Raw genomic sequence first — 12551 nt, 5'->3', positions numbered from 1 at the left:
GCGTCTGGCACACGTCGCAGAACAGGTCACGGCGACTGCCACGAACGGCGGCGTCGCGGTACTCGCCCGCAGACGACGTCAGTCGAGCAGGCCCTCCGCGAGGATGCGCGCCACGACCCGCTCACCCGCGCGGCCGTCGTCGTGCGGTGTGAAGCGCTCGCGCCACGCCGCGCGCTGCGGGGGGAGCGGAGCCGAGCCGGCCACCGCGATCGCGTCGAGCAGAGCATCCCGAGACGAGACGATCGGGCCGGGAGAGTCGGCCGTCACGTCGAAGTAGAAGCCCCGCAGCTCGTCCGCATAGCGGTCGAGGTCCGGTGTGAAGAGGATCACCGGCGTGTCCGTCGCCGCCAGGTCGAACATGATCGACGAGTAGTCGGTGACGACCACATCCGCTGCGAGCAGCAGGTCGGCGACATCGGGGTAGGTCGTCGCGTCGACGACACCCGGCCCCTCCAGGTCGCGGCCGAAACGCAGGGTGCGGCTGTGACCCCGCACGACCAGCACAGCGTGCGGGTCGCGTTGCCGCAGCTCAGCGGCGAAGCTCGGCAGGTCCAGGTAGTCGACCAGCTCCGTGCGGTCGTCGCGCCACGTGGGCGCGTACAGCACCGCGCGCTGCTGAGCCCGCAGACCCAACCGGGCCCGCACCGCCTCGCGGTCGCCGGCCACGAACGTGTCGCTGCGCGGGTAACCCTCCACCCACAGCGGCCCGCGGTAGGCGTACGCCCGGCGCAGGATGCCCGCCGCATACTCGTTCTGCGCGAGCAGCAGCTGCCACCGTGCGCTTTCGCGCCGCACGGCGATGCGCGTGCGCAGACCGACGCCGTCCCGGTCGAGCGCGAGCCGTTTGAGCATCGTGCCGTGCCAGGTCTGCAGCACCGTCTGATGTGATCGACGCTTCCACCGTTTGCGCAACCAGTCGTTCACGACCAGGAGGCGCGCGTCGGCGCGCACCTGCCACCACTCGGCGGAGCCTTCGACGATCGGCACCGCCCCCTCGGGCACGGCGATCGAGCGGTCGACGACCGACCAGTACCGCGTCACGTCCGGCCGCACGCGGGCCAGCTCGCGGTCGATCGCGAGCGGATTGCAGGCCGCTGTCTGACTGTAGAAGCTCTCGAAGAAGACTGCCCGCTCAGGGTTGGCGGTGCGGCGGCGGTAGGCGCGCTCGAGCCGCCTCTGCCCGGATGCTCCGCGCTCGTCGTCCGCCAGCGGAGGCTCGACGCGCAGCAGCAGAGAGCCGTCCTGGGCGACGAGTCGTGCGTGTAGCAGGACCGACTCCAGCGGCCTGCCCGGCTCCGCGCGCACCGCCGCACGTGCTGTGCGCGGCGAGCCCTCGAGCACCGACTCGAGCCGATAGTCGCCCGACCGCGGCGGGAGGCCCGCGGCGCCCCAGCGCTCGCCGAGCAGCGGGACGGTTGCCGTGAACTCGTCGCCGTGCTGCTCGAGCCGGCCCTGCAGGGTCAGTCGTGGCCCGGTCAGGCTCAGCTCGAGCATCCGCACCGATGCCCGGCCGCGCACCCGAACGCTCGGCACGCCGTCGTCGTCGACGAACGCAGCCTCCTCGATCACGATGCGGTGCCCCGACGACGACGCGGGCGAGGGGGGCACGGTGGTGCGCTCGCCGAGCAGCGCCAGCACTGCGTCGAGCACCCGCTCTGTCGCGCGCCCGTCGAGCAGATCGACGTGCTCGTCGCGCAGCCAGGCCGCGTGGGCGAGCGCCGCGGGCCGACCCTCCCCGAGCGCGTCGTCGACCCGCTCGATCGCCTCCGCCCAGGTCGTGGCCGGCTCGCCTCCGCTGAACTCGCGGTACGGCGTGTATAGACCGCGCGTGGCCAGGTAGCGCGCGAGATCGGGAGCGAAGAACACGGTCGGCACGCCGGCGATCGCCGCGTCGAAGGCGATCGACGAGTAGTCGGTCACGACCGCGTCGACGCCGGGCAGAACGGGGGTCACGTCAGCCAGCAGGTCCCTGCCGAGCAGACGGATGCGCGCAGACCTCTCTGCCCCCGCCGCGTACGAGCCCGCCCCGAGCGGGTGGGAGCGGATCAGCAGCACGGCTCCGGCACGGTCGGCCCAGGCCGTGATGGCCTGCCACTCGTCAGCGCTCGGTATCGCGGCATCCTTGTCGCCGTCGCGCCACGTCGGTGCGTAGAGCACGACCGGACCCGCGTCAGGAAGAGCGCCGACCGCGTCTGAGATCGCCGCGCGGGCGCGCCGACGACGCGCCTCCGCTGTGCCGCGCAGCAGCACGTCGTCACGCGGGTCACCCGAGACGAGGATGCGCGAAGCATCGAGCCCGAACGCGCTGCGGATGCGGCCCGCCACGAGCGCCGACGCGACCGGGAAGAGCGCGATCTGCGCCCCGGCTCGACGGTAGAGCACGCGCATGAGGCGCCCGACTCCGGGCAGCGAGCCGACGAGCGGCAGGCGCAGAACGGACGCCGAATCGAGGTGGAGCCTCTTGAGCGGGATGCCGTGCCACAGCTGCACCACGCGCGCGCCGCTCACCCCGAAGCGGTTGACGTCGCCGAAGCCGTGCGTGACGACCGCAACACCCGCCCGCAGAGTGGCCCACAGGCCGCGCAGCCCCCGCTTGGGCAGGGCGCGCATGCCCCGCGCCCGCGCAGCCTGCAGCTCGGCGCTGCTCGACGCCAGCCACGTGAGCCGGCATTCGGGTTCGCGCTCCCGCGCGAGGTCGTGCAGCGCGAGCGCCCCCTCGCCGAGACCGGTGCCCGAGCCGAGCACCCATTGCCGGGGGCTGCGCGGCACGAGAACACCCGCGAGCGCCCCGAGCGCGTAGAGCGGGGCGCGGGCGAGCACGCGCGCGTTGCCGGCGCTGAACGTGAAGCGGGCCATCTCGAGAGATTCTGTCACCTCGCGCTCGCGCCGTGTTGCCCGTTCAGGAAGCACAGCGCGGGATGCCCACTGTGGCCGCTCGAGTGCGGCGTGTCGCTCATTCCGCAGTGCGGCTTCCTGAACGGGCAACACACACGCGCGCGGATGCGAACAAGTCGGTAACGGTGTGACCGAATCGTCGGGGGCGCTCCTGAGGCGCTGGGAGGATGGACGCATGGGGCTCTGGGGGCAGGCGAAGGCAGCGCGGCGCATCGCGCGCAACCTTCTGCGCTCGCGCCGCAACCGCGCGCTGCTCGCCGAGCGGCTCCAGGGCGTGACGCCTCCCGCCCCCGGCTCGATCGAGATCGCCGTGTACTTCGCCGACACGCGGGTGAACCTGTACCAGATCCGGCAGTGGTACGCGCCTCTCGCCGAGCTCGCGCGCGAGCATCCGGTCGCCATCATCAGCCGCAGCCCCGGCACGATGATGACGCTCCTCGACGAGGCGCCTGTTCCCGCCATCTACCTGCGCCGCGTGACCGACCTCGAGCGCTTCGTCGCCGAGCAGCCGCTGCGCCTCGTGCTCTACGTCAACCAGAACACGAAGAACTTCCAGATGTTCCGCTACAGCCGCATGTGGCACGTGTTCATCAACCACGGCGAGTCCGACAAGATGTACATGACCACGAACCAGTACAAGGCATACGACTACGCCTTCGTGGCAGGTCAGGCCGCCAAAGACCGCCTCGCGCGCAAGCTGTGGAATTACGACCTCGACCGGCGCGTGCTCGAGATCGGGCGGCCGCAGGCCGACCACTTCGCCGGCGAGCTGCCGTACACGCCCGACGATCGCACCGTCGTGCTCTACGCCCCCACGTGGGAGGGCGACCGGCCGGCTGCCGCATACGGTTCGATCGCCAGCCACGGCGAGAGGCTCGTGGATGCTCTTCTCGCCACCGGCCGCCATCGCGTCATCTACCGCCCGCACCCGCGCAGCGGCGTCGTCGACCGGGGGTATCGCGCGGCGCATCGCCGCATCGTCGCGGCCCTCGCCCAGGCCAACGCCGCCGATCCGGGCGCCCACCATCTCTACGACTCGGGATCATCGCTCGGCTGGCAGCTCGTCGCCGCCGATGTCGCCGTCACCGACATCTCCGCGATGGTCTACGACCGGCTCGCGACCGGCAAGCCGCTCATCGTCGCGCGGCCCGCCTCCGACGAGGCCGAGATCGACGAGACCGGCTATCTGAGCGCGTGCGAGTGGCTGACCGCCGACCAGGCCGACCAGATCGTGCCGCTCGTCGACCACGTTCTCACGAGCACCGAGGCGCACGACGCCCTCACCACGTGGGTCACGCGCTACTTCGGCGACACCACCCCCGGTGCGGCAACTGCGCGGTTCCATGCCGCAGTGCAGGCGCTCATCGACGAATGGGAGCGGGCGGCGGCCGCACACGCCGCCGATCCGATCACGAGCGAGTCCGACCCCCTCGACGACGTGGACGACGAGGACGCCGTTCCCGGCGAGGACTGACCGGGTCGAGGTCGGCGGCCCAGGTGAGCGGCGCCGGCCCGAACGCCTGCCGGGTCGCGGTCACGACGCGGCCGCCGATGACGCGGTTGCTCGTGCCGCCGATGACGGCTCCGATCCCGAACGGGATGAGGCGGCCGGCCATTCCGGCCCCCTGGGCCACAGCGAAGCGCTTGGCGAATTGCTCGCGCAGCGTCCTGTTGAGGTAGCTCGCGACCGCCTTCGGCAGGGTCGCGGTGATGGTCTCGCCCCAGTACTCGCTGCGGTCGGCGCTGCGCGTACCGGCCTGGCGCAGGAACTGCTCCACGAGCTCCTTGCCCGGCCCGCCCAGCAGCAGCGCCATGACGAGGGTGTGCGCGCGCTCCTCGTCGTCCACCACGATGCCGTGGATCTCGGCGACGGACTGGGCGAAGAGCGCGGTCATCTCGAAGAAGAGCACGGTCTCGGCGCCAATGACGGTGAGGGTGATCGCCGTACCGACACCGGGGATGACCGCGGCGCCCCCGCTACCGGCGCCGCTGAGGGTGACGCTCGCGAGGAACCGCTTCTCGAGAATCCGCACCACCTGCTCGGGCGAGGCCGTCGGATGCTGACGGCGAATGCTGCGGATGTGCGCGAGCACCACGGGGCGCTGCGCCGACATCGCCGCGCGCAGTCCACGGATGAGTGCGGGGTCGGGGCGCCCGTCAAGCTGCGGCTCGAGGCTCACGTCACGCTCCCGTAGTCGGCGTCGTACGCGGCGAGTACCTCGCCGATCGGGCCGTCGAGTTTGAGCGCTCCCTTGTCGAGGTAGAGCCCGCGGGTGCAGAACCGCGTCAGATCGCGCTCGTTGTGGGAGACGAAGAAGAGCGTGCGGCCCGCCGAGAGCAACTCGTCGATGCGGCGGTAGCACTTCGCGCGGAAAGCCTTGTCACCCACGGCGAGCACCTCGTCCACGAGCAGGATCGGCTCCTCGAGGCGGGAGATGACGGCGAAGGCGAGCCGCACCTTCATACCGCTCGACAGGTGCTTGTACGGGGTGCCGACGAAGTCGCGCAGCTCGGCGAAGTCGATGATCTCGTCGTAGCGGGCCACGATCTCGGCCCTGGGCATCCCGTGCAGCCCCGCCGTGAGGTAGACGTTCTCGCGCACCGTCAGGTCTTCGACGAAGCCGCCCGTGATCTCGATGAGCGGTGCGACGCCCCCGCGCACCTCGACAATGCCCTCGTCGGGCAGTATCACGCCCGCCACGAGCTTCAAAAGGGTCGACTTGCCCTGCCCGTTGCGGCCGACCACGCCGATCGCCTCGCCTTCGTGCACGGTGACATCGACGTCGCGCAGCGCCCAGAACTCGCCGGGGCGGGAGCGGCGGTTGCGGCCCGCGAACAGGTCCTTGAACGATCGCCGCCCCGTGCGGTTGCGGCGGAAGCGGATTCCCGCGCCTCGGGCCTGGATGACGGGCGCGCTCGTTGACTCGGTCGTCTCCATCAGATCTCCTTGAGCACCGAGCGCACCATGCGTCGGAAGACGAGGATGCCCGCGCAGAGGAAGAGGAGACTCATCCCGGCCGCGATGATCACTGCGATCGGCTCGACTTGGTCGGGGAAGAAGCTCGCCCGGTAGAGCGAGATGATGCCCGCGAGCGGATTGAAGGAGGCCCAGAGCTCGAGGCCGTCCGGCAGGTCGGAGAGCCCGTAGATGATGGGCGAGCCGTAGAACAGGAAGCGCAGGATGAGCTTGACCGCGCGCTCGAGGTCGCGGAAGAACACCACGAGCGGGGCGATCATCATGGCCAGCCCGACGGTGAGCACGGTCTGCAGCAGCACCGCGAGCGGCAGCCAGAGCACGCCCCACGTGGGCGCCGCGCCGAAGATGAGGGCGAAGATGACGATGACGGGGATGCTCGCGAGGAACTCGATGCCCTTGGCGAGCACGATGCGGTTGATCCACACCGTGCGGGGGATGCGCGTCGAGCGCACGAGCTTGGCGTCCTTGATGAAGGCGCGCGTGGCATCGCCGACCGCGCCGTTGAACCACATCCACGGCAGAAGACCCGCCAGCAGGAAGACGATGTACGGTTCTGCGCCGATCGTGCGCTGCACGATCTGGGTGAAGACGAACCAGTAGATGACGGCCATGACGAGCGGCTCGAGCACCGACCAGAAGTAGCCGAGGAAGGATGTCGAGTACCGCACGCGCAGGTCGCGGCTGGTGAGAAGCCAGAGCGACTGGCGGTATGCCTCGGAGCGCGAGCGCGCGCGACGCGGGGGGAGTGCGGTGGTCACGCGGTCAACGGTAGTCGCACCGCCCCGTGCAACGGCGAAGGCCGACACTCGGGGCGGCGACCCCGGTGGCGCGAGGTGCTCAGACGAAGAAGTTCGCCCGCTCGAGATCTTCGGCGAAGTCGACCTCGACGGCGTACAGGTCGCTGATGTCGACCGGCTCGATGCGCACGCGGTCGTGCTCGATGGCGAGCTCGATGCCGCGCTCGAAGTAGTCCTGGTCGGCGCATCGGGTGAGGTGATGCACGAGCGCGGCCTTGTCACGGCTCGAGATGTAGTTGATGCCCACGGCCTCACCGAGCCCGCCGACGACGGTCTTGGAGAGCTTGTCGATGAAGCCTTCGGCGTCGACTGTGTACTTGACCTCTTCGTCGCTCACGGTGGAGGTGTTGACGCTCACGAAGGAACGGTCGGCGTGCACGAGCTCGGCCGAGCGCACGAGCGCCTGAGGGTCGAAGACGACGTCGCCGTTCATCCACAGCACGCCGTGCTTGCCGGTGGCCTTGAGGGCGCGCAGCAGGCTCTTGGAGGTGTTGGTCTGGTCGTACTGCTCGTTGTAGACGTACTCGACGTCGGGGAATGCGTCGATGATGTGCTCGAGCTTGTAGCCGACGACCGTGGTGATGGTCACGTCGGTGCCGAACGCTGCACGAACGTTGTCGTGCTGCTGGCGCATGATGGTGCGGCCGTCGCTGAGCTCGGTCAGCGGCTTCGGAAGCTCGCGGCCGAGGCGGCTGCCCATGCCCGCGGCAAGAATGACGATCTGAGTGGTCATGAAGAATGCTCCTGGTGTGGTGGACGAAGACACACCGTTGTGCAACTCACGATGCTACCGGCGCGACACTCAGCCGTCACTCTGAATTCACCCTTTGTTTCCCAATCGTGACGGGAGTGGCGAATGATTTTCACCTGATGGGAGGGTGTGAGGGGGTGGCGCCGCGTTGGTAGCGTGGGGTCGTGAATTCCTCGTCGTCGGCTGCCTCGGGCTCAAGCGCGTCCCGCAAGCCCGCAAAGCCGCGACAGCTCGCGAAACCTGCCACACGGCGCACGGAGAAGCCCGAGGTTGTGAAGCCCAGCGCCAAGAAGACAGCCCGCGTCACGCCTCGCGCCACAGCAGCGTCCTCCTCAGTGACCCCAGCGGCGAAACCGCCGCGCACGCCGCGAGCGCAGCCCGACGCACCGCCGGTGGTGGTCGAGGTCGTAGCACTGCGCAAGACGTACGGCTCTACGGTCGCCGTTGACGACATCGATCTGACGGTGCGCCGCGGCTCCATGTTCGGGGTCGTGGGGCCCAACGGTGCGGGAAAGACCACCACGCTCTCGATGATCACGGGGCTGCTGCGGCCCGACTCCGGCACCGTGCTCGTCGCCGGTTCCGACGTCTGGCTCGATCCTCTCGCCGCGAAGCGGGTCACCGGGGTGCTGCCCGATCGCATGAGGCTCTTCGATCGCCTCACCGGGGCGCAGCTCTTGTACTACTGCGGAATGCTGCACGGCCTCGACCGCTCGACGGCCTCCTCCCGCACCGAGGATCTCGGTGTCGCGCTCGGCATCGAAGGCTCGCTGAACCGACCGGTGCGCGACTACTCGATCGGGATGGTGAAGAAGATCTCGCTCGCTGCGGCGATGATCCACTCTCCCCGCGTGCTCGTGCTCGATGAGCCCTTCGAATCGGTCGACCCCGTCTCGACCGCGCAGGCTATCGAGTTGCTGCAGCGGTACACGGCCAGCGGCGGCACCGTTCTGCTGTCGAGCCACAACATGGCTCTCGTCGAGCGGGTGTGCGACAGCGTCGCGGTGATCGTGGACGGCTCGGTGCTCGCGATCGGGACGCTCGACCAGGTGCGCGGCGGACGGTCTCTCGAGGAACGCTTCGTCGAGCTCGCGGGCGGTCGATCCGCCGTGGAGGGTCTCGAGTGGTTGACCACATTCTCCGACTGAAGCTCGCACTGCTCGCCTCGGCGTTCCGGGGTGCAGCGAGTGCTGTGCGCGCACTCCTCGTCCTCCTGCTCGCAGGAGCCGTCGGAACAGCCTTGATCCTCCTCGCTCAGGAGGTGCGCGTGGAGCGCGGCGACCATCAGGCCGCGCTCGTGGTGGTGGCTTCGTCGATCGCACTCGGCATCGTGGTCGCACCCCTGAGCGCGGGGCTCGGGTCGGCACTCGAGCCGCGGCGCTTCGCGGCCTTCCCTGTGCGCCGGGGCGAGCTGGCTCTCGGCCTGATGCTCGCGGGCGCGGTCGGGGTGCCCGGGGCACTCGCGGTGACGCTCGGCATCGCCGTCGAGATCGCCTGGGCGGGCACCGAGCAGGCTGGTCTCGCGATCGTCGCCGGGGTGATCGGCGCGATCCTCGTCATCATGTCCTCCCAGTACCTCGTCGCCGTCACGGCGCAGCTCGCCGTCACGGGTGCGGCCGTGCGCGCGCTCACCGCTGCCGCTCGACTCACGATCGCCCTCGCCCTCGCCGCAGCGGTGACGGCCGTGCTCCTCGTGCAGAGCGGGGATGATCCGGATGGCCTCGTGGACGTTGCCGCCGTGCTGGCGAGCACGCCCCTAGGCTTCCTGTGGGCGGCGCCAGCAGGCTCCGACACCGAGATCGCCTGGCGCTTGTTCGGGGGTGCCGTCGCGGTCGCCGTTCTGGTGGCAGCGTGGCCCTGGGTGGTGCGCCGCATCGTGGAGGCGCCGCAACGCATCCGGTCTGCCCCCGCGATCCGCGGTCTCGGCTGGTTCGACCTGGTGCCGGCGACGCCGTCGGCGGCGATCGCGGCGCGCAGCGTGCTCTACTGGACGAGGGATGCGCGGTACCGCGCAGTCATCATCGCCCTGCCCGTCGCCCCCGCGCTCATGATGGTGGCGCTCGCCGTCGCGGGGGCTCCCGTCCCGCTGCTGTGGCTGATCCCCGTGCCGGTGTTCGCTCTCTTCCTGGGCTGGTTCGCCCACAACGACGTTGCCTACGACCATTCGGCGATGTGGATGCACGTGGCCGCACCGATTCGCGGGTTCTCAGACCGCTGGGGCCGGGTGGTGCCGCCCCTGCTCATCGGCACGCCGCTCATCCTGCTCGCCTCGCCGCTCGCCGCACTGTGGTCGGGAGTGCCGGAGGTCTACCCCGCGGTGGTCGGCACCGGCATCGGCCTTCTCTCGACCGGACTCGGAGTCTCCAGCGTCTCCTCAGCACTCGCACCGTACCCGGCCGCGCGCCCCGGGGCGGGCCCGTGGGATCAGCCGCCGCTCCTCGGCGCGGCCGCGGGGTGGACCCAGTCGTTCACGCTGCTCGCGATCCTCGCCTTCATGGCGCCCTCCCTCACCCTGGCGGTCATGGGCCTGCTGGCGGAGGATGCTGAGATGCTCGAGATGGCGGGGTGGGCCGCCGGGGCCACAGGGTTCGGGATGCTCGTGCTGGGCATCCTCGTCGGGGGTGTCGTCTTCCGCCGCCGCGCGCCGGAGCTCCTCGGCCTCCTCATGCGCACCTGAGCGGCTCCCGTCCCGCCGTCGTAGACTGACGCGTATGGCGACACTCGACGAGCCCGGCCAGGGCGGCGGCACCGATGTGCTCGACCGCGAGCTCGAGAAGCTGCTGGAGGACCGGCAGCTCGACGACGGCGACCACGAGCGCTTCTCGCACTACGTGCCGAAGGACAAGATTCTCGAATCGGCGCTGACCGGCAAGCCGGTGCGCGCGCTGTGCGGAAAGAAGTGGACTCCCGGGCGCGACCCCGAGAAGTTCCCCGTCTGCCCGGAGTGCAAGAAGATCTACGAGCGCCTGCGCGACGCGTAACCCCCCCAACCGCCACGCGCCGCGCGCCAGATCTGGCGAGAAGGGGCGCTCTCCCTCCCCAGTTCCGCACTTCTTCGCCCATTCTGACGGGATTGCGCCAACGGCGTACGGCTGTGCGATCACTGAGCACAGTGGCGGCCATGACCCGACCAGCCCAGCCACTGCCCGACAGCCTCCGCAACCAGACCCTCTCCACGGCTGCCGCCCGCCGGCTCGGCCTGAGCGCCGACCGCGCCCGCCGCGCCGACCTGCATCATCCCCACCACGGCGTCGTCGTCACAGGCCCACCGCCCCGAACGATCGTCGACCGGGCCTGGGCGCTCGCGCACGTTCTGCCTGAGGAGGCCTGGTTCTCGCACTCCACCGCCGCGCAACTGCGCGCCCTGCCGCTTCCGCGCGCGCTCGAGGGCGGCCCGCTGCATGTCGCTGTCCCACGGGAGCTCCGCGCCCTCCGCCGACAGGGGGTGGTCGGTCATCAACGGGATCTTGCCGACCCGGCGTTCGAGCGCCTGATGCTGCCGACCAGCGCTGGCGAGCTCGTTCCGTTGCGGGTCGCCGCGCCCGGCGCGCTTGCACTCACCGTCGCCTGTCAGCTTTCGATCGCCGACGTTGTCGCGGTCATCGACGCGCTCCGGCTGGTCGATGACGTGGGGGCGACGGAAGACATCGACCGGATGCTCGAGCGCAGCTCCCGTCGCGCCGGCGCCTCGGCACTGCGTCGAGCTGTCGCGCTGTCCGCCTCGGGGGTGCGTTCTCGCGCCGAGACGCACCTCCGTCTGACGCTCGCCGCGGCGGGGCTGCCCGAGGTCGACGTGGCGCCTCCCGTGCGCACGCCGCTGGGGGTGCTGCATCCTGACCTCGCGTGGCCGCAGTTCGGCGTGCTGGTCGAGTATGAGGGCGAACGCCATCGCACTGATGCTCGGCAGTTCGCCTCCGATCTCGCGCGGTTCGACGCGTTCACCGACGCCGGGTGGTCGGCGGTCCGCGCGGTCAAGAACGACCTCTACTCGAACTCTCGTCGGCTGGTCGCCACGCTCGCGCGCCGGCTCCGGCAGCGCGGCTGGCGACCGTCACGGCCACCGCGCCCACCCCATCACCCTCTCGCTCTCCCCTGATGCGCCTCCTTCGAGCCCAGATCTGACGCGAACGGGCGCTATCACTTGCGCGCAACGCCCATGTGCGTCAGATCTGCGCCGCCCGGCGCGGCGCGGGCGGGTCGGTAGGCTGGACGCATGGCGGAGAGTGCGGGGGGCTGGCGGCTCGGGGGAGCGATGCGCGGGCTCTTCACGCGCCCGACCATCGACGAGGGCACATGGGACGACCTCGAGACGGCGCTCATCGGCGCCGACTTCGGCCCCGACGTGACCGACGAGATCCTCGACCAGTTGCAGGAGCAGGTCAACCGGTTCCGCACGACCGACCCGACAGACCTCAAGAGGATGCTCCGCGAGGCTCTCGAGGAGCGCCTCGCCGCTTTCGACCCCACGCTCACGCTCAGCGATCGCCCCGCTGTCGTGCTCGTCGTGGGCGTGAACGGCGTCGGCAAGACGACGACGATTGGCAAGTTCGCGAAGTTCCTCACCAACCACGGGCGCAGTGTCGTCGTGGGCGCTGCGGACACGTTCCGCGCCGCGGCCGTCGACCAGCTCGCCACGTGGGCTGAGCGCGCCGGCGCGGAGGTGGTGCGGCCGCAGCAGCCGGGCCAGGATCCGGCGAGCGTCGCCTACCAGACCGTCGATCACGCGACGCGCACCGGCACCGAGATCGCGATCATCGATACGGCGGGCCGGTTGCAGACCAAGTCGGGCCTCATGGATGAGCTGGCGAAGGTGCGCCGCGTGGTCGAGAAGCTCGGCCCGGTGGCCGAGGTGCTTCTCGTGCTCGACGGAACGACCGGTCAGAACGGCGTCGCCCAAGCACAGGCGTTCATCGAGCATGCGGGTGTCACGGGGCTCGTGGTGACGAAGCTCGACGGCTCGGCGAAGGGCGGCTTCGTGCTGCGCGTGCAGCAGCAGACGGGCATCCCGATCAAGCTCATCGGCCAGGGTGAGGGCATCGGCGACTTGACGGGTTTCACGCCTCACGTCTTCGCGGCGAGCCTCGTCCCCTAAGCCTCACTTTCGGTCAGATCTGACACGAAAGGGCGTTCG

11 protein-coding genes are annotated in these 12551 nt (G+C 70.3%); 6 read left to right on the top strand and 5 right to left on the bottom strand.

The features are described 5' to 3' along the window. Window positions 1-78 precede the first annotated feature (78 nt). The gene (locus RJQ01_RS03785; RefSeq protein ID WP_350475380.1) at window positions 79-2856 is read right to left on the bottom strand and encodes a CDP-glycerol glycerophosphotransferase family protein; all 2778 of its coding nucleotides are present in this window, start codon (window positions 2854-2856) and stop codon (window positions 79-81) included. 214 nt (window positions 2857-3070) lie between these two features. On the opposite strand from RJQ01_RS03785, the gene RJQ01_RS03780 reads away from it, so the two are divergent. Continuing rightward, complete coding sequence (locus tag RJQ01_RS03780; protein ID WP_350475379.1) at window positions 3071-4369, top strand: CDP-glycerol glycerophosphotransferase family protein; 1299 nt, start codon at window positions 3071-3073, stop codon at window positions 4367-4369. Here the strand turns inward: RJQ01_RS03780 and RJQ01_RS03775 are convergent. From RJQ01_RS03775 to RJQ01_RS03760, 4 genes are all read right to left on the bottom strand, one after another. After that, window positions 4305-5075, bottom strand: a complete 771-nt coding sequence (locus RJQ01_RS03775; protein WP_350475378.1) for a hypothetical protein — start codon at window positions 5073-5075, stop codon at window positions 4305-4307. The genes RJQ01_RS03780 and RJQ01_RS03775 overlap by 65 nt on opposite strands. Beyond that, window positions 5072-5833: an ABC transporter ATP-binding protein gene (locus RJQ01_RS03770; protein ID WP_350475376.1), complete on the bottom strand. Its 762-nt coding sequence runs from the start codon at window positions 5831-5833 to the stop codon at window positions 5072-5074. Before RJQ01_RS03770 ends, RJQ01_RS03775 begins: the two co-directional genes overlap by 4 nt. After that, window positions 5833-6630: an ABC transporter permease gene (locus RJQ01_RS03765; protein WP_350475375.1), complete on the bottom strand. Its 798-nt coding sequence runs from the start codon at window positions 6628-6630 to the stop codon at window positions 5833-5835. The genes RJQ01_RS03770 and RJQ01_RS03765 overlap by 1 nt, the downstream gene beginning before the upstream one ends. A 79-nt stretch (window positions 6631-6709) precedes the next feature. Beyond that, window positions 6710-7402 (bottom strand): phosphocholine cytidylyltransferase family protein, encoded by a 693-nt coding sequence (locus tag RJQ01_RS03760; protein WP_350475374.1) that lies wholly within the window; start codon window positions 7400-7402, stop codon window positions 6710-6712. A 353-nt stretch (window positions 7403-7755) separates the two neighbouring features. On the opposite strand from RJQ01_RS03760, the gene RJQ01_RS03755 reads away from it, so the two are divergent. From RJQ01_RS03755 to ftsY, 5 genes are all read left to right on the top strand, one after another. Further along, entirely contained in the window at window positions 7756-8568 is an 813-nt protein-coding gene (locus RJQ01_RS03755) for an ABC transporter ATP-binding protein (protein WP_350475373.1), read from the top strand. Beyond that, complete coding sequence (locus tag RJQ01_RS03750; RefSeq protein WP_350475372.1) at window positions 8544-10097, top strand: hypothetical protein; 1554 nt, start codon at window positions 8544-8546, stop codon at window positions 10095-10097. Before RJQ01_RS03755 ends, RJQ01_RS03750 begins: the two co-directional genes overlap by 25 nt. 34 nt (window positions 10098-10131) lie before the next feature. Beyond that, window positions 10132-10401, top strand: coding sequence for a DUF3039 domain-containing protein (locus RJQ01_RS03745; RefSeq protein WP_350475371.1), 270 nt, complete (start codon window positions 10132-10134; stop codon window positions 10399-10401). Between the two features lie 140 nt (window positions 10402-10541). After that, window positions 10542-11516 (top strand): putative endonuclease domain-containing protein, encoded by a 975-nt coding sequence (locus tag RJQ01_RS03740; protein ID WP_350475370.1) that lies wholly within the window; start codon window positions 10542-10544, stop codon window positions 11514-11516. 117 nt (window positions 11517-11633) lie between these two features. Continuing rightward, window positions 11634-12512: a signal recognition particle-docking protein FtsY gene (gene ftsY, locus RJQ01_RS03735; protein ID WP_350475369.1), complete on the top strand. Its 879-nt coding sequence runs from the start codon at window positions 11634-11636 to the stop codon at window positions 12510-12512. The last annotated feature ends 39 nt before the right edge of the window (window positions 12513-12551 follow it).

The sequence above is a fragment of the Microcella sp. genome, assembly GCF_040286215.1.
Classification (GTDB): domain Bacteria; phylum Actinomycetota; class Actinomycetes; order Actinomycetales; family Microbacteriaceae; genus Microcella.
This window is presented reverse-complemented; position numbering and strand designations above follow the sequence as displayed.